Source organism: Frankia sp. Mgl5, from assembly GCF_023242985.1.
Taxonomy (GTDB): Bacteria; Actinomycetota; Actinomycetes; order Frankiales; family Frankiaceae; genus Parafrankia; species Parafrankia soli.
Genome location: NZ_JALKFY010000841.1, coordinates 1 through 19367, shown reverse-complemented (window position 1 = coordinate 19367; position 19367 = coordinate 1). Strand labels below are relative to the sequence as shown.

At 68.4% G+C, this 19367-nt stretch carries 18 protein-coding genes and 1 pseudogene; 6 read left to right on the top strand and 13 right to left on the bottom strand.

The genetic code is table 11. The annotated features are described in order from the left end of the window. Positions 1-532: 532 nt before the first annotated feature. The 6 genes and pseudogenes from MXD62_RS36025 to MXD62_RS36000 all read right to left on the bottom strand — a co-directional run. Positions 533-1408: a CocE/NonD family hydrolase gene (locus MXD62_RS36025; protein ID WP_251082872.1), complete on the bottom strand. Its 876-nt coding sequence runs from the start codon at positions 1406-1408 to the stop codon at positions 533-535. 178 nt (positions 1409-1586) lie between these two features. Then, the gene (locus tag MXD62_RS36020) at positions 1587-2558 is read right to left on the bottom strand and encodes an aldo/keto reductase (protein ID WP_248833799.1); all 972 of its coding nucleotides are present in this window, start codon (positions 2556-2558) and stop codon (positions 1587-1589) included. 70 nt (positions 2559-2628) lie between these two features. Then, the gene (locus MXD62_RS36015) at positions 2629-3465 is read right to left on the bottom strand and encodes an SDR family oxidoreductase (RefSeq protein WP_248833798.1); all 837 of its coding nucleotides are present in this window, start codon (positions 3463-3465) and stop codon (positions 2629-2631) included. An 11-nt stretch (positions 3466-3476) separates the two neighbouring features. Then, positions 3477-4457, bottom strand: coding sequence for an aldo/keto reductase (locus MXD62_RS36010; protein WP_248833797.1), 981 nt, complete (start codon positions 4455-4457; stop codon positions 3477-3479). A gap of 11 nt (positions 4458-4468) precedes the next feature. Then, entirely contained in the window at positions 4469-5515 is a 1047-nt protein-coding gene (locus tag MXD62_RS36005; RefSeq protein ID WP_248833796.1) for an NAD(P)-dependent alcohol dehydrogenase, read from the bottom strand. A 71-nt stretch (positions 5516-5586) separates the two neighbouring features. After that, a pseudogene (locus MXD62_RS36000) lies at positions 5587-6798 on the bottom strand (MFS transporter); the annotation flags it as partial. Between the two features lie 117 nt (positions 6799-6915). On the opposite strand from MXD62_RS36000, the gene MXD62_RS35995 reads away from it, so the two are divergent. Beyond that, positions 6916-7815 (top strand): helix-turn-helix transcriptional regulator, encoded by a 900-nt coding sequence (locus tag MXD62_RS35995; protein WP_248833794.1) that lies wholly within the window; start codon positions 6916-6918, stop codon positions 7813-7815. Between the two features lie 84 nt (positions 7816-7899). On the opposite strand, the gene MXD62_RS35990 is transcribed toward MXD62_RS35995, so the two are convergent. Together MXD62_RS35990 and MXD62_RS35985 are read right to left on the bottom strand one after the other, a co-directional pair. Then, the gene (locus MXD62_RS35990) at positions 7900-8649 is read right to left on the bottom strand and encodes a hypothetical protein (RefSeq protein WP_248833793.1); all 750 of its coding nucleotides are present in this window, start codon (positions 8647-8649) and stop codon (positions 7900-7902) included. Positions 8650-8907: 258 nt separating this feature from the next. Further along, on the bottom strand, positions 8908-10026 hold the full coding sequence (locus MXD62_RS35985) for a PQQ-dependent sugar dehydrogenase (protein ID WP_248833792.1): 1119 nt from the start codon (positions 10024-10026) through the stop codon (positions 8908-8910). Between the two features lie 619 nt (positions 10027-10645). Here MXD62_RS35985 and MXD62_RS35980 point away from each other — a divergent pair. Continuing rightward, complete coding sequence (locus tag MXD62_RS35980; protein ID WP_248833791.1) at positions 10646-11560, top strand: helix-turn-helix transcriptional regulator; 915 nt, start codon at positions 10646-10648, stop codon at positions 11558-11560. Positions 11561-11890: 330 nt separating this feature from the next. On the opposite strand, the gene MXD62_RS35975 is transcribed toward MXD62_RS35980, so the two are convergent. Next, entirely contained in the window at positions 11891-12784 is an 894-nt protein-coding gene (locus tag MXD62_RS35975) for a helix-turn-helix transcriptional regulator (protein ID WP_248833790.1), read from the bottom strand. Between the two features lie 481 nt (positions 12785-13265). Between MXD62_RS35975 and MXD62_RS35970 the strand changes: the two genes are divergently transcribed. The 3 genes from MXD62_RS35970 to MXD62_RS35960 are packed head-to-tail and all read left to right on the top strand — an operon-like array spanning position 13266 to position 14363. Further along, a complete protein-coding gene (locus MXD62_RS35970; RefSeq protein WP_248833789.1) occupies positions 13266-13436 on the top strand; it encodes a hypothetical protein in 171 nt (56 codons plus the stop codon). Positions 13437-13461: 25 nt separating this feature from the next. Then, a complete protein-coding gene (locus MXD62_RS35965) occupies positions 13462-13827 on the top strand; it encodes a DUF2255 family protein (RefSeq protein ID WP_248833788.1) in 366 nt (121 codons plus the stop codon). Then, on the top strand, positions 13824-14363 hold the full coding sequence (locus MXD62_RS35960) for a hypothetical protein (protein WP_248833787.1): 540 nt from the start codon (positions 13824-13826) through the stop codon (positions 14361-14363). The genes MXD62_RS35965 and MXD62_RS35960 overlap by 4 nt, the downstream gene beginning before the upstream one ends. Before the next feature lie 69 nt (positions 14364-14432). On the opposite strand, the gene MXD62_RS35955 is transcribed toward MXD62_RS35960, so the two are convergent. From MXD62_RS35955 to MXD62_RS35940, 4 genes are all read right to left on the bottom strand, one after another. Further along, the gene (locus MXD62_RS35955; protein ID WP_248833802.1) at positions 14433-15329 is read right to left on the bottom strand and encodes an FAD:protein FMN transferase; all 897 of its coding nucleotides are present in this window, start codon (positions 15327-15329) and stop codon (positions 14433-14435) included. 82 nt (positions 15330-15411) lie between these two features. After that, complete coding sequence (locus MXD62_RS35950; protein WP_248833801.1) at positions 15412-16557, bottom strand: epoxide hydrolase family protein; 1146 nt, start codon at positions 16555-16557, stop codon at positions 15412-15414. 4 nt (positions 16558-16561) lie between these two features. Then, complete coding sequence (locus MXD62_RS35945; RefSeq protein ID WP_248833786.1) at positions 16562-17443, bottom strand: LLM class F420-dependent oxidoreductase; 882 nt, start codon at positions 17441-17443, stop codon at positions 16562-16564. Positions 17444-17484: 41 nt separating this feature from the next. Continuing rightward, a complete protein-coding gene (locus MXD62_RS35940) occupies positions 17485-18237 on the bottom strand; it encodes an NADPH-dependent F420 reductase (protein ID WP_248833785.1) in 753 nt (250 codons plus the stop codon). Positions 18238-18410: 173 nt separating this feature from the next. Here MXD62_RS35940 and MXD62_RS35935 point away from each other — a divergent pair, with 173 nt between their 5' ends. Continuing rightward, a complete protein-coding gene (locus MXD62_RS35935) occupies positions 18411-19004 on the top strand; it encodes a TetR/AcrR family transcriptional regulator (RefSeq protein ID WP_248833784.1) in 594 nt (197 codons plus the stop codon). Positions 19005-19367: the final 363 nt, after the last annotated feature.

The window sequence follows — 19367 nt, the reverse complement described above, 5'->3', positions numbered from 1 at the left end:
ACGACGTCGGACCGGACGGCACCAACATCCTCATCAGGACAGGGTGCCGGCGCAAGCCGGCATGGTCACTGACCTGCATAAATGCCAAACCCGACCGTCCGCCGCGACATATCGGGGCGTTGCTACACCGAGGGGCCCCGGCGGAACGCGGACTCACGGCAGCGGGGCAGAGCGCGCCTCTGACCTGCGGCGATGAGCAGTATCGCGGCGGACGACCGTCCGCTGCAGCGGCGGACGTTCTCGAGCGCACCATCGCCGGCCTCTCCGCCGAACGCGCAATGCGGGTTCAGAGAGATTGAGCCGTTCGGTGATTGTTCCCAACCAGGCGCAGAGCCTCGATCCGTACCAGCCCGAGCTCCGCGAACCCCCAACGGGTGAGTAGCCGGATCGCGCGCGGGGCGTTTTCGCCCCGACGCCCGGCCGTGGACATCCAGACACCCAACCCGGCTTGGCGCTGGTCGCGGTCGACGTCGACGTCGACGTCGTGCAGTCCCGTCCACCGAGGCCGGTATCGACGCGCGCCCCGAGGTGATCATTGGTGCCGCGCTGGCATGTCTGGAGGCGGCGAACAAGGCCTGGCGGGCAACCGACGGCCAGGCGCCGCTGGACAAGGTCCTCGCCGGTTGGCGACGGCGTTCTGCAGCGCGGTGTAGCTGCGCAGCGCTCCGAGCCCGACGATGTGGTGCCAACCAGTCCACAACAGCACTGGTACCTGGTTGTCCACGATCTGCCGCGCGGAGTCGATCGGGATGCGCTGCTGCCAAAAGCTGCGCTCGTAGGCGGCGTCGCCACCGGCGAGGACCTCGTCCGACAGCGCCTGGTACCAGTCGCGGGTCTGCTGGTTGGCATCCATCAGGCTGTCCGCGGCGGAGTTCAGGAACCCGAAGTCCGCGGTCGGCACGCCGCTGACCAGGACGTCCATGCGTTGTACGGTGCTCATTCCCGCGCACGCCGCCACAATCGCCTTCAGTGGAGACCCCGGGCCCACCGCAGCCGCGTCGGCCAGCGCCTGCATGCCCGGCCACGAGCACCCCACCTCCGCAACGCGGCCGTCAGTGCCGTCGAGGTCGCGCGCCGCCCATCGCACCACCGCGGCACCGTCTCGGGCCTCGCGCGGGCTGACGAACTGGCCCACCCCACCTGACCCCCGCCGGTCCCGCGCGAGTTGACATGCACCGAGATGTAGCCGTGCTCGGTGAAGTACGTGTCGACCGGGCCGCTGCCGAAGCCGACCGTCTCCGGATACACCGAATGCTCGATGACGACCGGGAAACGGCCCGCCGCTCGACGGCCCGAGGCCCGATCGGTGGGATAGGCAACCGTCGCCCGCAACACGACCCCGTCGTCCATCCTGATCGACACGCCCGTGCGGACGTCGGCGCCGTAGGCGGCTGGGCCAGGCTCCCAGCGCCCGCCCGGATACGGGCCCCTGCCCCTGCCCCTGCCGAGGGCGCTGGCGCCGGGACGGCTCGCCCGCTCGCCGTGCCGGGACTCCCGGCTCGCGGTGACCTGGAACCGTCTGCGCAGGCGGCCAGTCCCAGCAGCACCAGGACCACGCTGGCGAAGCTCCTGACGTGCTTCATCAGTCAGCGGTTGATCAATTGCTGTAGTACGGCGGGGTACCGATCGCCCTGCGGTTGGATGTGGGACGCGGCGTCGTCGATGTCGGCAAGGTCGTCGGCGGTCAGCCGCACGTCGGCGGCTGCGGCGTTCTCCCGCATCCGGTCGGCGTTGCGGGTGCCGGGGATCGGCAGGATCCAGGGCTTCTGCGCGAGCAGCCATGCCAGCGCGATCTGCGCGGCAGTGGCGTTCTTGCGGACTGCCACGGTCCTGAGCAGGTCGACCAGGGTCAGGTTGGCCTCGCGGAACTCAGGAGCGAAACGCGGCATGGCGCCGCGCGGGTCGCCGTCGCCGAACTCGGTGTCGCGGTCGATCGCGCCGGTGAGGAAGCCCTTGCCGAGCGGGCTGTACGGCACGAGGGCGATGCCGAGCTCTTCCAGGGTGGGCAGAATCTCGGCCTCGGGCTCGCGCCACCACAGCGAGTACTCGCTCTGCAGGGCGGTTACGGGCTGCACGGCGTGGGCGCGGCGGATGATCTGTACACCGGCTTCGGACAGGCCGAAATGGCGGACCTTGCCGGCCTCGATGAGCTCCCTGACCGCGCCGGCGACGTCCTCGACAGGCACGTTGGGGTCGACGCGGTGCTGGTAGAACAGGTCGATCGTCTCGATGTCGAGCCGCTTGAGGCAGGCGTCGGCGACCTGCCTGATGTGCTCGGGCCGGCTGTTGAGGCTGCCCAGCCGGCCGTCGAGGGCGAAGCCGAACTTGGTCGCGATGGTGACCTGGTCGCGGAACGGGGCCAGTGCCTGACCAACGGTTTCCTCGTTGAGGTAGGGACCGTACGCCTCCGCGGTGTCGAAGAAGGTGATGCCGGCCTCGACGGCGGCGCGGATGACGGCGATGCCGCCGGCGCGGTCGGCGGCGTTCCAGAAGCCCATGCAGCCGAAGCCGATGGCCGAGACCTGCGGGCCGCCGGTGCCAAGAGTGCGCTGGTGCACGCGGAGTCCTTCCAGAGAAATCTGTGGATGAGCACGGTTCACCGGAGCCGGCGTTGTCGGCGTGGCGCTGTTACCCGTCCATGCGCAGCTGGTAACGGCCCGCGGCGATGGCGGCGATGACACCGCCGTCAATGAGCAGATCGGAGCCGGTGACGAAGGCACCGTCGCGGCCCATCAGGAAGGCGGCGGTGGTGCCGATCTCGTCGGGGGTGCCGACCCGGCCGGCGGCCGAGGTCTTGATCATTTCCTGGTAGGCGGCGCCGGCCGGGGAGTTGAACTCGTCGAGCGCGAGTGGGGTCATGATGATGCCGGGGCTGAGCGAGTTGAGACGGGCGCCGCGGTCACCCCAGGTGACACTCTCGGCCTGGACGCGCAGGACGTTGGCGCGCTTGGCGACGGCGTAGGCGATGCCGGAGTTGGTGATGAACTCGGGCTGCAGGAAGGGCAGCTGGGCGAGTTCGGTGGCGGGGGTTCGGGCGAGGGCCTCGTTCTGGTCCTGCGGCAGCGGCGGGATCATGTGGCCGGCCTGGCTGGCGATGACGATGCCGGATCCGCCGGGGGCGATGACCCGGCCGAACTGCTCCAGGACGTGGGCGGTGCCGACCAGGTCGACGGTGATGATCGCTTCGGGGGTGGCCTGGGCCGGGGAGAGCCCGGCGGTCTGCACGACGTGCACGACGTCGCCGAGCTGGGCGGCGGTGTCGGCGAGTTCGCGTACCGAGGTCGCCGAGGAGACGTCGACGTGCGCGGTGGTGGTCTGGAATCCGGCGCTGGTGAGCAGCGTCGCGGCTGCCTTCGCGGCGTCTTCTTTGATGTCGGCGAGCAGGACGGTCGTGCCGACGGCGACGCGGCGGGCGATGGCCTGGCCGATGGAGCCGGCGCCGATGAGGACTGTCACGTGGGTCATGGGATCTCCTTTTAGAAGTACGTGGGTTCGCGCGGGATGTAGGGCTCCTGCAGGGCGGTGATCTCGTCGTCGGTCAGTGCGAGGTCGACGGCGGCGGCGGCGTCGGCGAGATGGTGGGCCTTGGTGGCGCCGACGATGGGCGCGGTGACGACCGGGTTGTTCAGGACCCAGGCCATCGCCACGGTTGCCATCGAGACACCGCGGGTTTCGGCGATGCGTTGCACCGCGTCGACGATTGCCTTGTCCGAGTCGACGAACAGGGGGCGGCCATGCCGGTCTGTCGTCGGGTTGTTCTTGGACCGAGTCGTGCTCCGCTCGCCCCACGGGCGGGTTACCAGGCCGGCGGCGAGTGGGCTCCAGGGGATGCTGCCGACGCCCTGGTCGGCGAGTACGCCGAACATCTCGCGTTCTTCCTCGCGCTGGATCAGGCTGTACTGGTCCTGCATGGACACGAACTTCGTCCAGCTGTGCGTGTCGGCGGCGTGCTGCATCTTGGCGAACTGCCACGCCCACATCGACGAGGCGCCGAGGTAGCGGACCTTGCCGGCCTTGACCACGTCGTGCAGGGCTTCCATGGTCTCTTCGACCGGGGTCTGTGGGTCGAACCGGTGGATCTGGTACAGGTCGATGAAGTCGGTGCCGAGGCGGGCGAGAGAAGCGTCGACCTGCTCCATGATCGCGCGGCGGGACAGGCCCTGGCCGCCGGGGCCGTCGCCCATCGGCAGGAACAGCTTGGTGGCCAGCACGACGTCGTCGCGCTTGGTGTACTTGCGCACGGCGCGGCCGACGATCTGTTCGGAGGTGCCCGCGCCGTAGATGTTGGCGGTGTCCCAGAAGGTGATGCCGAGGTCGACGGCTTGGCGGAACAGGGGCTCGGCGGCGTCGTCGTCGAGGGTCCACTGCATCTGGGGGGCGCCGGTGGCGAAGCTCATGCAGCCCAGTGCGATCCGGCTGACCTTGAGCCCCGAGTTGCCCAGTCGGGTGTATTCCATCGGTTGTCCGCTCAGTTGAGGGTGGTGTTGTCGATGACGAAGCGGTAGCGGACGTCGGACGCGAGGATCCGCTCGTACGCGTCGTTGATCTTGCTGGCTGGGATGATCTCGACCTCGGCGCCGATGCGATGCTGCGCGCAGAAGTCGAGCATTTTCTGGGTTTCGCGGATGCCGCCGATCAGCGAGTAGGTGTAGACCCGCCGGTTGGCGGCGATCGCGCCCACCGGGAACGCGATCTCCGGCACGCCCGAGGCGCCGACGGTGTTGAAGACGCCGTCGAGGGCGAGCAGCCCCAGGAACGCGGGCAGGTCGATCGGCGCGCTGACCGTGTTGACGATCAGGTCGAACGTGCCTGCCAGGGTTTCGAACGTCTTCGGGTCGCCGGTGGCGTAGAAGTGGTCCGCGCCCAGCCGCAGCGCGTCGTCCTGCTTCTTCAGCGACTGCGACAGGACGGTGACCTCGGCGCCCATGGCGTGGGCGAGTTTGACGGCCATGTGGCCGAGCCCGCCCAGGCCGATGACAGCGACCTTCTTGCCGGGGCCGGCGCCCCAGCGAGCCAGGGGCGAGTAGCTGGTGATGCCGGCACACAGCAGCGGCGCGGCGGCTTCCATGCCGAGGCCGTCCGGGATGCGCAGCACGAAGTCTTCGGTGACCACGATGTGGGTGGCGTAGCCGCCCTGGGTGGTGGAGCCGTCGGTGTCGGTGGAGCCGTAGGTGAGGGTGTTGCCGGTGAGGCAGTACTGCTCGTCGCCCTGCTCGCAGTTGGCGCAGATGCCGCACGAGTCGACCATGCAGCCGACGCCGACCCGGTCCCCGACGGCGTGTTTGGTGACGTCGGCACCGATCTCGGTGACGACGCCGGTCATCTCGTGCCCGGGGGTCAGCGGGTACGGCTGCGGGCCCCATTCCCCGCGGACCGCATGGATGTCGGAGTGGCAGATCCCGCAGTAGGCGATCTCGATGAGGACATCGGTCGGTCCGAGGTCGCGGCGCCGCACGGCTGTCGGGACGAGCGGTCCGGTCGCGGACACGGCCGCGTATGCGTTGACGGTGCGCATGGCGGTCTCCCTTGTCGTTTCTGGGTGGGCGGTCAACGGGCCATGAGCGGCGCGGCGGTCTGCTGGTCCGGGCTCGTGGACTCGGTGGCGGACCGGTCGGTGCCGGCGTCTTCGCTCCGTACGCCGTGGGTGGCGAGGTTCATGCTGGGGGTGAATGCGGCGCCCATACCGAGGCCGAGAATGATCTGGGCGGGCAGGACCATGGCCCAGTAGGAGCTGTCCGGCGTGAGTTGGGCAAGTAGCGCCATAGCCAGCGCGGTGGCCACAAGCCCGGGGACCATGAGCAGCCGGGCCGGCACCCGGTTCATCAGGCGGGCGCCCACCTGTGTGGACCCGATGGTCAGACAGATCGCCATGGGCAGGAACGCCACGCCGCTCAGCAACGGCGAGTACCCCTTGATCAGCTGCAGGTAGTAGGCGAGGAACAGGAACTGGGCGAACATTGCGATCATGGCCAGGCCGATGCCGAGGTAGACGCCGGCCCGGTTGCGTTCGGTCACGACCCGCAGCGGCAACAACGGTGCCTTCGTCCGTGCCTCGACAGCGACGAACGCGGCCAGCAGCACGGCGGCGGCGACGAACATGCCCACGGTGACCGGTGCGTCCCAGCCGTCGGTCTCCGCGGCGGCGAAGCCCCAGACCAGGGTCAGCAGACCGACGGTCCCGAGCAGGGCGCCGGGCAGGTCGAGCCGGTCCCGGTTACGGCTGCCGCCGTCGTGTACGAAGACCATGGCTCCGGTGAACGCGACGACCGCGAAGACAATGTTGACGTAGAGGCACCAACGCCAATCGACATACTCGGTCAGAAATCCGCCGAGCAGCAGACCGATGGCGCTGCCGGCCATCGCGATGGCGCTGAAGATGCCGAAGGCGGTGGCACGTTCCCTGCCCTCGGTGAACGTCGTGGTGACCAGCGACAGCGCTGCCGGCGCGAGCAGGGCGCCGAAGACACCCTGCAGGGCACGGGCGCCGAAGAGCATGCCCGTGTTCACGGCGGCGCCGCCGAGAGCGGAGGCGACTGTGAAGCCGACCAGGCCGATCAGGAAGAGCCGCTTGCGGCCCCACAGGTCGCAGAGTCGGCCGCCCAGCAGCAACAGACCGCCGAAGGCCAGGGTGTAGGCGGTCACGACCCACTGCCGGTCAGCGTCGGAGAAGCCCAGGTCGGTCTGCATGCGCGGCAGCGCGATGTTGACGATGGTGCCGTCCAGCAGGACCATCAGCTGGGCCACGGAGATGGACGCGAGCGCTTTCCAACGCTGTGGATCCGGGGCGGGCTGGCTCATGTACTCAGGTAACCGCAGGTCTGCCCGCGGGCGGGAGGCCTTGCCGTCGGGGGCCCGGGCAAGGGGGTCCTGGCAGGGTCTCCCCGCAGGGCGAAACGGATGCCTACGGTCGGAGCCATGGCTGACAAGCAGCAGGTCCGCGCCGACATCCGGGAGTTCCTGACCACCCGGCGGGCGCGGATCACCCCCGAGCAGGCCGGGCTGCGGGTGTACGGCAGCAGCCGGCGTGTCGCCGGGTTGCGCCGTGAGGAAGTCGCCACCCTGGCCGGTATCAGCGCCGAGTACTACACCCGCTTGGAGCGTGGCAACGTCGCCGGGGCCTCCGAGAGCGTTCTGGACGGTATTGCCCACGCCTTGCAGCTGTCCGACGACGAACGGGCCCACCTCAACGACCTGGTGCAGACGGCCAGCAGTAGCCGTCCGCCTGCGCGCCGCCGTCCGCCGCAGGTCCGGGTCCGCCCGGCGGTGCAGCGGATCATGGACTCGATGGTACTGACCCCGGCGTTGATCGTCGACTCGCGCCTGGACATCCTGGCTGCCAACGGGCTCGGCCGGGCCTTGTACGCGCCGATCTTCGCTGACTCGGTGAAGCCACCGAACCATGCCCGGTTCCTGTTCCTCGACCGGCACGCCGGTGACTTCTGGCGTGACTGGAGCCAAGCCGCCGACGACGCCGTCGCCCTGCTGCGCGGCTCGGCTGGGCGCGACCCCTACGACGAGCACCTGTCGAACCTGATCGGCCTGCTCTCGACGCGCAGCGACGATTTCCGGGTCCGCTGGGCCTCGTACGACGTCCGAGCGCACCTGACCGGGGCCAAACGCATTCACCACCCGGTGGTCGGCGACCTCGAGCTGCCCTTCGAGTCGATGCCGCTACCGTCCGATCCGGGTCAAAGCCTGGTCATGTACAGCGCCGAGCCCGACTCCGCGACCCAGGCCGCGCTGCAGCTCCTGTCCAGCTGGTCCGCCCGGCCCGCGCAGAACACCCAGGCGGGCCAGCCTGCCCCTGACCCCTGACCCCTGACCCCTGACCCCGCACCGACGCACGCCATCTCGCTGCCGGCCCACGCCGATGGGGCAGGGGCCCACAGGATGACGCCTTCAGCAGGAGTCGTCGAGCAAGGCGGCGACGTCGAGTGTCGCGCGCTGCAGCTTCGCGTCATGGGGTGGAACGAGCCCGCCGTCGGTGATGTAGAGCTGTTCACCGTGGACAGCAGTCGAGGTCGGGGAGGCCAGGCCATTCGAAGCGGTCAGTATGGTCCGTACGGTGCCATTCGGGTAGACGGCAGCGATCCGGTGCGATGTGTTGAGCGCGACGATCGCCACGTCGGACGTACCGGTCAGGAAGCTGAAGTCGTCGATTCCATCGAGTTCACTGCTTACGACCTGGATTGGCTCGGCCGCTCCGGAATCGGCGATCGGTATCCGCAGCAGAGTGCCTCGACTGAAGTTCGAGACCCAGACCGCGCCGTTGTGGAAACGGAGCCCGTTGGCACCCAGCGAGGTGGACGGCCCCGGTGCCAGGGCGGGATCGGTCAGCCAGGCTGTTGCCTCGCCACCGGCGGAGAGCACCGTCCAGATGGTGCCTCGCCGGCTGTCGGCGGCATACAGCGTGTCCCGAGACGGGTCGATGGCCAGGCCGTTGGCGAGTCCATCGGTGGGCAGCCCGGCGATTCGCCGTGCGGTGCCGGCCGGAGTCAGGTGCCACACGCCTGCCCTGTCCGCGGCTGCGGACGCCACGTTGTAGTAGCTGATGCCGTCGCCGTCGCGGGTGTTTCCGGTGATCGTGTCGCCGGACTGCCCGGCGGCTAGCTGCTCATGCTCCCCGTTCTGGCCGATGCGCAGCAGCACTGGCCGCTCTCCGGCCGGGCTGCCCAGCATGGAGACCGTCAGCGAGCCGTCCGGGTTGACCGTGACGTTCTCGGGTGCCTCTCCCGCGGCGAAGTCGAACGACGCGACAGTGCCCACATTGCTGACGACCGTGTCCGGGCATGCCTGTTCCGAGCCCGTGCATGCAGTCAGCGCCACCACGGCGACGGTTGTCACAGCAGCATGTCCGGATCGTTTCCACATCTGGTGACCTCTGAATGAGTGGGTCCGCATGGTTGGCTAGCGCGCGGGGAAGCGCAGGATCCGGTCGTCGCCCTCGCGTGGTGCGACGTGATTGTCGGTATTGGACGTGGTCAGCCACAGCGCACCGTCCGGCGCGACCTGCACGGTGCGCAGGCGGCCGTACTCGCCCTGAAAGTGCGCGGTGGGCTCGCCCACCCCGGTCCCGTCAAGAGGGATGGACCACAGCCGCTGGCCGCGTAGCGCTGCCACATAAGCCGTGTTCCCGGCGATGGCGATTCCCGAGGGCGATGCTTCGCTGACCGGCCATGTGACGACGGGGTTGGTGTAGCGGCCGCCTTGGGTGTCACCGCCGCCCTCCACCACGGGCCAGCCATAGTTGCGTCCCGCTTCGATGAGGTTGACTTCGTCCAAGTCGTTCTGGCCGAGTTCTGCGGCGAACAGCCGGCCCGCGGCGTCCCAGGCCAATCCTTGCACATTGCGATGTCCCAGGCTGTAGACCGGCGACTCCGCTGTCGGGTTTCCCGGCGCGGGCTCACCGTCCGGCGTCAGCCGGAGAATCTTGCCGTTGAGGCTCGCCGGGTCCTGTGCGCGCGGGGATTCAAAGCCGTCTCCGGTCCCGATGTACAGCATGCCGTCGGGGCCGAACGCGATTCGCCCGCCATTGTGGACCGAGGCACTGGTGATACCCCTGAAGATCACTTCAGGCTGCTGGTCGCCGGCGAGCCGGAACCGGACGATTCTGTTGTCCTGCGCCGTGGTGACGTAGGCGTAGACGAAACCGTCGGTGGGGAAGTCCGGCGAGACAGCGAGCCCCAACAGGCCACCCTCCCGGACCGCCGCCACGTCCGGCACCTCGTACACCAGGCGAGACTCCCCGTCACCCGGCGTCAACCGCAGCACCCGGCCGGTGTTGCGCTCTCCGATCAGCGCATCACCGCCGGGAAGGAAAGTTACACCCCACGGAACGTCGATGCCCCGTGCCAGCTCCTCCGCGGCACCAAGATCCGGCGTTCCGGATGGCGCGCTACCTGCCGTACGTGTCGTGACCGCTCCGGGCTCGGGACGGGACGAGTCTTCGCTGCCGGCGCAGCCGGTCATCACACCTGCCGCTACCATCGTCGCGACCACCCACCGAATTGTCGTTGTAGTAGCCATGCCGCTCCTCCGTAGGGCTTCGATGATAATTCGGCGCATACCGTAAAGGCCGCCGAGACTGCAGCCGAAAAGCCGCACTTTGCCCTGGGTGGGACATTGTCCTCACCCGACAAGACTCGCCTGAGTAGCCGATATCCACGGCCGATAATGGTCTCGATTTAGTCGCCGCTCAGCTTGTGGCGCAAAGTGGCGAGGGTTGTCCGGACGGCTTCGGTGAAGATCATTTTTTCCGGACGGGTCATCAGATACTGAAGGACGCCGAGCTCCTCTCCTGCCCTTCTGAACACGGCACCAGGAGGGGGCGGCCGCGTCTCGTCACCCCTCAACGCAACAGCACCGCCCCCCGCGGTGCAGCCGTGGACGGCGGCCTGCTCGGCGACTAGGGCCGGGTTCGGTGCTCCCGCGGCAGTGTTGACACCGAGCATTTTTCTCCAGGGGCGTCGGTTGATTGGCCTGTCTGAACAATCGACGGGCTCAGGAGATCTTCTGCGAGCATCAAGCGTGCGACCCAGACCCGCCATGTGACAGACCGCGTTGTGCCGTGGAGCGCTGTTCCACGCTGTGACAGGGCATCCCACGTGCCTTTCCCGTAGGTCGGAGCGTCGCCACACTTGAGGTCATGGATGGTGACCAGCACAGCGGCGGCACCGAGCTGGGGCGCTTCCTGCGTGCTTGCCGCGCTCGGGTGACGCCCGAGCAAGCTGGCTTGGCCGTCGGCTCCGGGCACCGCCGCACGCCCGGCCTGCGCCGTGAGGAGCTGGCCACCCTGGCGGGGATCAGCATCGACCATTACGCCCGTCTGGAACGGGGGACGGAGACCCGTCCCAGCCCGTCCGTCATCGACGCCCTCGCCCGCGTCCTCCTCCTGGAGGAGGTTGAGCACGGGCATCTGCGCAGCCTGGCCGCTCTTGCCGCCCGGACCGCCCCCGAGCCGCCGGCCGCCCCCAGTCGCGCCGTGCGGCCCGGGATCAAGCTGCTGCTGGAGAGCCTGCGCCCCAACCCCGCGCACGTGGTCAGCCGCACTGGCGACCTGCTGGCATACAACTCGGGCGGGTTGCGGCTGTTCGCGGGGATGGACAGCTGGCCGGCCAAGCAGCGCAACATCGGCCGCTACGTCTTCCTCCACCCCGCGGCCCGCGACCTGTTCGACGACTGGAGCAACCAGGTTCGCGGTTGCGTCGCCCGGCTCCGGGCCCTGGCTGGCACCGACCCCGACGCCCCCGATCTGGCTCAGCTCGTCGGTGAACTCCTGCTCAAGAGCCCGGAGTTCGCACGCCTGTGGGAGCGCTACGACGTCAAGGGACACTCGCACGGCCGTAAAACCTTCCACCACCCCGACGTCGGTCACCTCGCCCTCGGCTACCAGTCCCTGCGACTGGAAGGCACCCCCGACCATCGGCTGGTCGTGTACTACGCCGAACCCGGTACCCCCGACTACGACGCGCTGCTTCTGCTCGACCTGGCCGCGTCTGAGTCCGTGTACCCGTCGAGAATTGGTGCGCCGTCTGGAGACCGTACGGAGGCGCCGAAGTGACGAGCGGAACGGGCCGTGTGCCATTGGTAAACGCGCTATCGGGTGGGACTGCGGCGTGAACGGTGGTTCCGGCAACTTGATCAGTAGCGGTCGGCAGGCGGCATAGTTGTAGCCCGTCGAGTGGCCGATCTTGTTGTCGTGGACAAGCTGGGCCACCAGGGTGCCGCGGCGGGCCCGCTCCGCGGCCAGCAGGGCCTCCAGTCGATCGACAGCGCGGTCGCGAGGGGCAACTTGGTAGAGATCCTTGGCTGGAGCATGCTTGCCTCAACCGTGTCTGGCGACTGGGTGCCGCTACCCAGTTATCTTGCTCGCAGGCCCGAAACGGGCTGTTCAGGCCACCGTCTCCGGCGTCGCTGAGGATCGCTCCTGCGCGGCCTTGTCGAGAAGGGTCATCGCGTCGTGGTCGGGGGTATCGGGCTCCGCGTAGAACGCGACCAGGTGCTGCCCGCTGGTGCCGTTCAGCGTCATGCCCCGAAACCCAAGGGTAAGGTCGCCGACGTCGGGGTGATGGAAGATCCGGCGGCCATGGGTGCTTCCCTCGACGTCGTAGCGGTCCCACAGACGGGCGAACTCCGGGCTCTTGCACAGAAGTTCATCGACGAGGCCGGTGAGGTCGGGGGCGTCCGGCTCGATCCCGACCAGCCCGCGTAGCCACGCGACGCAGGAGTGAGCCGGGGCGTTCCAGTCATCGAACAGATCACGGGCCGCGGGGTGGAGGAAGACGTAGCGCGCGAGGTTGCGCTGCTCGCTCGGCCAGTCCTCCACTCCGGCGAACAGTCGCAGCCCGCCGGGATTGGCGGTGAGCAGACCGAAGGTGCGGCCGACCACGTACACGGGGCTGGGTCGCATGGTCTCCAGGAGCAGACTGATGCCGTCAGGCACGGACCGCGTGGGCACCGCCGCCGGCCCGGTCGCGGGCCGGTCGGTGCCCGTGGCGAGCTCCCTCAGGTGCCGGTATTCGGCCTCCTTCAGCCGCAGGGCGCGGGCGAGAGCGTCGATGACGGAGGGGCTGGGGCGGGTCTCTGTCCCACGCTCCAGCCGCGCGTAATAGTCGACGCTGATACCGGCGATCGTGGCCAACTCCTCGCGGCGCAGCCCGGGTGTGCGGCGCAGCCCGGTGCCGGCCGGGAGGCCGACGTCGGCGGGCGTCACCCGGGTGCGGCGTGCACGCAGAAACCGCCCCAGCTCGCCGCCGCTGTTGCCGCTGTGCCGATCACGTGCCATGACTCCAGTGTGGCAGCCCGTGACCCGCGGCAGTGCCCGTGGCTTCGTGGGGTGCCCTGCCACACCACTGAACGCCACTCCCTGGCACAACGCGGTCTGCCACGCGGCACGCAGGTTCAGCAGGCTGATGCAAGAACAGGCATCCGGCGGCGGACGACCCTTCGCTCATCGACGATCCGGGCGACGCCCCCGGCCGGCCCCGTCAGCGTGTCGAAGGTAGTGGCATTCTTGATCGAACACGCGCTCGCCTGCACGCCCACAGCCGAGCTGCTGGCCCTCCCGTTCCTGGTGCCCGATGCCGTCGGCAATTCCGGCGCCTCCTGCGTGCTGGCCAGCGGGCCAACGCACTGCGCGTGCAGGCCGCCGCCATCCGCTGGGGCGAACAGTAGGCCCGCGTCAACTGCATCAGCCCCGCCATCATCGCTACCCCGCTCGCGCGGGACGAGATGCCCAGTCCCAACGCCGAGGGCTCTACCGTCACATGACCGAGACCTCGGCCTCCAAGCGCATGGGCACCCCCACCGACGTCGCCGACTTGGCAGCCCTGCTTCTGGACCCGGATGGTTCCTTCATAACCGGCGTCCTCATCGATGGTGGGGTGATCGCCACCATGTGCGCAGACCAGGACGTGCCCGCCGACCTGCAGCGTTGACCGCACCCGAGCAAGGAGGAAGAGCATGACCCCCTGGACCGATCAGGAACTCGACCGAGTAGGACGCGCTAGCGAACTGCGGGTGGCCGGCAGGCGGCCCGACGGAACGCTGCGCGGCCTGGTGACCATCTGGTCGGTACGGGTGGGCGATTCGATCTACGTGCGGTCGGTCTACGGCCCCGAGAGCGCTTGGTTCCGCGGAACGCGGACCCTCGGCGAAGGGAGAATCGAGGTGGGCGGCATCACGAAGGACGTGACCTTCGCCCTCGATCCCACCCTCGACGACAAGGTCAATGCGGCGTACCGCGCGAAGTACGGCGCCGGCGGTCCGGTAAGGGCGATCACGAGCGACCCGGCGACGCGCACGACACTTCGAATCGACCCCCGGTGAAGATCGCCACTCCGAGCAAGGTAACGGCCGTCGCCTCCGCAGCCGTGGCAGGGCTGACGGCGTTGATGATGACTGGCTGCTCGTCATCCGGACCGACCGAGTCGAACACGATGGCACCGGGCCAGGCCACGACGGCGCCTGGCCCGGCCATGTCGGGCTCGCCTGGGCCTGGGCGGGCCTTGCCCAGGCCGCTGCCGTCGTTGAGCGGCCCTGTCCCAGGGCGTACCGCATCGGGTGCGGACGCCACTTACACCGACGGCGTTTACCGCGCGACCGGCACCTATGGCAATCTGCCATCCCACCTCGGGGTCACGATCACACTCGACCATGATGTGATCACTGCGGTCGAGGTCACGACCCCGGCCACCGATCCGACTTCTCTGGAGTACCAACGCCGCTTCGCCGCGGCAGTCCCCGCGGTCGTCATCGGTAAGGACATCGACGATGTACGTGTCGGTCGGCTGGCCGGAGCCAGTGGTTGCCCCGTCGGATTCAACGATGCACTCGCCCGCATCAAGTCCGAAGCGCGCGAATAGCGGCGCGACATTCTCGTAGCACTTCTATATTTGGCACCATGGCGGGGATCTTGTCGTAGAGAGTTATTATCAGGTGAACAGCTCGCCGACGAAATTCGATGAGACCTCGCAGCGTTGATCCGCGAGCATGCGTACCCAGGTGAACTCGAACACCTCAGTCAGACGGTGAGGCGATACGAAGAACAGCGCCGTCGCGAGCCCATCCGCCACCGCAGCCCTGTCTGCGACCGTCCACGTCGCCAGCACCTCCCGGGTCGATTCACCTGTGCGCCCGTCGATCACATGGTGCAGCCCCTCGCCCCACGCACGCTTCGTCACCGCCGACGCGCACAACGCCGCCCCTCGAAGATGCGCCACTCCCACCACGCGCCGAGGATCGCGCGGATGCTCCAGCCCCACCGCCAGCTCACTCGGCCCCGCGATCTTCAGATCGCCGCTGGCATCGACAACCGTCGACGACACCCCCGCATCCAGCAGCATGCCTGTCACGATGTCGACGAGGTATCCCTTACCCGCTGCTCCGACATCGATCACCAGCGGCCGCCGTGTGACAAGGGTCGGCCCATCCCTTTCAACGTCATGGTCCCAGCTCGGTCGCCCCGCCGCGTACTCTTGCTCCCGCGTCTCTTTGCTCGCAGGCGACAGTGAATACGCGGCGTCATACCCCAACAGCTCGAGATCACGACCTACCAGGGGGTCGACGGCGCCGTCGGTAACGGTGAACAGGAAGTCGTACAAATCGAAGAGAACAGCCGAGTCATCGGGAAAATCGAATCGGCCTCCAGTCGCGGCCCTCGCCACTCGGGACATTAACGAATCGGGACGGAACCGTGAGTACACGGCATCGAAGCGCTCAATCCGGTCGCGAATCTCCCTGCGCAGGCACGCATCGAGTGGCCCACCGGTCTCGACCTCCCACCTCGTGCCGATGGCATCGAACGCGAAGACGCTCCTGCCGTCCTTCACCGCCAAGATCAGCCTCGGATCAAGCCAGGGCGGACGGCACCGTCCCGGAGCACGCCAGCATCGAGCGGCCCGCCTGATCGGATCAACGCAGCAGCCGGAAGAAAGCTCGAAGCTCGTCCACGAACAGGTTCGGCTGCTCGAAGGCGGCGAAGTGGCCGCCGCGGTCTGGCTCATTCCAGTAGCGAAGGTCCCGGAACCGGGTCTGTGCCATCCGCCGCGACGGCCGGAACTGCTCCTTCGGGAAGACCGAGCACCCTGTCGGCACGACCACCGGGTCGGCCGCGCCCAGCCCTGTGGATCTTTCCCAGTACAGTCGGGCTGCCGACGCACCCGCCGCCGGCAGCCAGTACATCATCACGTTGTCGAGCAGCTGGTCGCGGGTGAAGAGCTTCTCCGGATGGCCGTCGCAGTCCGTCCAACCGCGAAACTTCTCAACGATCCAGCCGGCCAGACCGGCCGGTGAGTCGACCAGACCGTAACCGACCGTCTGCGGCCGGGTGGACTGCTGGGTAACGTAGCCACCCTCCTCTTTGCCGAACAGCCCGAGCGCGGCCAGCGCCGCCCGGTCCCGGTCGTCCAACTCGCCCAGCTCCGCTGCTGCCGCCTGCATGTCCACGACTGGCATGTTCAGGTGCAGGCCGAGCACGGCGTGCGGCTGCCGGACAGCGAGCGCCGCCGACACCCCCGCTCCCCAGTCGCCGCCCTGCACCGCGTACCGCTCGTAGCCGAGCGCCGCCATCAACTCCGCCCAGGCGTCGGCAATCCGGGTCACCCCCCAGCCGACGGCGGCAGGCTTGTCGCTGAATCCGTACCCCGGCAGGCTCGGCAAGACGAGGTGGAACGCGTCGGTGGCCGATCCACCATGCGCGACGGGGTCGGTGAGCGGCCCAATGACCTGGAGAAACTCGACGATCGACCCGGGCCACCCGTGCGTCATCAACAGCGGCAGCGCGCCCGGATGCGGAGAGGTCACCTGCACCACGTGGATGCCCAACCCGCCCACTGCCACCTTCACCTGATCGAAGGCGTTCAGGCGGCGCTCGGTGGCCCGCCAATCGTAGCTGTCCGCCCAATAGGTGCACAGCTCCCGCAGGTAGTCCAGCGGGATTCCCTGCGACCAGTCGGCTACCGTCTCGCGTTCCGGCCAGCGGGTTCGAGCGAGCCGTCCGCGCAGGTCGTCCAAGTCGGAGTCCGGAATCTCGATGCGGTACCGGCTCATCTCGACCATGATCTCATCCAAGCTCGGTCAGCCGCCGCGCTGCGGGGGTGGCGCGGTCCTCGATCCACTGGGCTGACCCGACGGCGGGAACGGACACGATCACCGTTTCGATGCCGAGCGTGGCGTAGTCGGCCATCTCTTTGGCGAAGGCGTCGAGGTCACCGTGTCGGATCGAGTCGCCGGAGTAGATCGCGGTCTTACGGATCTGGGTGTACTCCCGGCCGACGTCGTCGCAGTGTCGGCGGAGCACGTCGAGTTTGTGCGCGACTTCGGCCACGGAGAAGGCTACGAGGTTGCAGGCGTCCGCGTACTGGGCCACCAGTTTCAGGGTCTTTTTCTCACCACTGCCACCGACCATGATCTCGGGGCGTGGCGTGCTCACCGGTTCCGGCACGGACCGGGTCTCGGCCAGCTGGTAATACGTGCCCTCGAACGGCCCGTTGTACTGGGGGTCCCACATCTGTAGGCAGATCCGCAGCGTCTCCTCCAGCCGCTCGAACCGCTCGGCCGTCGGTGGGAACGGCACGCCGAGCCCGAGGTGTTCGCGCTCGTACCAGGCCGCGCCGATGCCGAGGGTGGCCCGGCCGCCGGAGACGTTGTCGAGCGTGCTGACAATCTTGGCGAGCAGGCCGGGGTGGCGGTAGGTCACCCCGGTGACCAGCGCCCCGAGTTGAACGGTGGAGGTGTGCGCGGCGAGGTAGCCGAGGGTTGTGTAGCACTCCAGCATCGCGCTCTCGGGGCCGCCTAGTTCCTCCATCTGGAAGTAGTGGTCCATCACCGACAGCCAGCTCACCCCCGCGGCCTCGGTGGCGGCGCCGGCGGCGGCCAGCTCCGGTCCCAGCCCACCGGGCCTGTTTGGATGGTCGAACCCGACGATGTTGATACCCAGTCGCATGTCAGCCTCCCTGCCGTGAACCCGGATCCGAGCCTTGCGGTTCAGTCCCGGGCGAGGGTGGCGCGGGCCTCGCTCGCGGAGCGTCGGACGGCTGTGCCGGTCAGTTCCTTCACCCGGCCCGCGGGCACCGGAACTCCGGGGGTCTCGAAGAACCAGCGCTGCATCTCGTCCTGGCTCATCCCTTCGGGCTGTGCCGCGAGGTAGGGCTGGACGTAGACCGGGGTGCCGGGTTCGCTGCGCCAGCTCTCGGCGAGCGTGCCGATGTCCACCGCGTCGTAGCCCAGCCTGTCCAGCAGCATCGTCACTTCTGCCTTGGCGGCCTCGTCGTCACCGGCGATGGGCAGGGCGCTGCGGTCGGGGGCGCCGGCGGGTCGAGCGGAGGTGAACAGGCGGCGGAAGTCGATGCTGTTGAACGCCTTGACCACGTGGGAGTCGGCCAGGTGTCGCTGAACCAGGGCGCTGGAGGTCAGCGTGCCCGCGTCCAGCTCGGCGATGCGGTTGTCGCGTTCCGGGTAGTAGTTCATCGTGTCGATCACGACCTTGCCTGCGAGTGCTGCCGCCGGGAGCCGACGGTAGGCGTTCAACGGGATGGTCGCAACCACCAGATCGCTGACCTGCGCGGCTTCGGTGGGCGTGGCGGCGCGCGCGTGCTCGCCGAGTTCGGCGACCAGGCCGGCGAGGGTCTCGGGGCCGCGAGAGTTGCTCAGGACGACGTCCAGGCCGGCGGCCACGGCGAGGCGGGCCAGCCCGCCGCCGATCATGCCGCTGCCGATGAGTCCGAGAGTCTTGGTCACAGTGCGATATCTCCGTCTCGCCGGGGGAGGCGGCGTCCGCGGATCGATGGGACGCCAAGATGAGCCGCGAATTCTATAATAGGTACATGTACAGTTTATGAAACTGAGTGTCATGCTAGTGGCTGCGTGTCGTTTGTGCAAACCGGGACCAGGGGATGAGGTAGGATCACGCGGTGAACGGAGCGGCGCGGACGACGACGAGGGACATCGCACGGGCCGCCGTCCGTACGAAGCTGGCCCAGGTGGCCCTCGAGCTGTTCCATCGCGAAGGCTTCGAGAAGGTCACCGTCAACGATCTGTCTGCGGCGGCCGGCGTCTCCCGGAGCACTTTCCTGCGCTACTTCAGTAGCAAGGAGGAAGCCGTCCTGGGCGCCCTCGACGCACAGGGCGACCAGGTCGCCGATGCCCTGCGTAGCCGCCCCGCTGACGAAGACGACTGGACGGCGCTGCGCCACGCGCTGGACACCCTCATCGAGCCCTACCGTCAGGACCCGGCCAGTGCACTTGCCACGACGCGCCTCATCCTGGACACCCCTGCCCTGTGTGCGCGACAGCGGGAGAAGCAGCACAACTGGCGCCCCGCCCTGGCCCAGGCGCTCGCCGAACGCGGCGACTCCCCGAAACCCGCGACCCTGGCCCTGTTCGTACGCGCCGCCGCCGCCCTGGACTGCCTGAACATCGCCGTCGACCACTGGACCGCTTCCGACGGTGAGCTCGACCTCGTCGACCTCCTGGACGAAGCCTTCGCCGCGCTCGCATCACGATGAGCAGATCCCGGTACCCCTATCTGTCAGCATGAGGTGAGACAGGTACCAGCCATCATCTTGTGACAGGGCGGGTAGGGAGGAAGACGGTCGTGGTGGTGTCGGTGACGGCCAGGCCGGATCTGGCCGATGATGGCCGGGTGGGAGATCGGGAGGGTGGCCGGCAGCGCCCGGACCCGGGGCTGGACCGCATCGCATCGCGTAGCACCTCGGGGCGGAGACTCACCGGAAGATCAAGCTGAAGTGACACGTCCTGAGCGGATTGTGTCGCGGCGTTGCTCGCGCCGTAGTCAGGGTGTGGGTGCCCCTGGATGGTTCACGAACCACAGGTTCTCCTCGACGAGCCGTTCGCTTTTCCATCCCTGC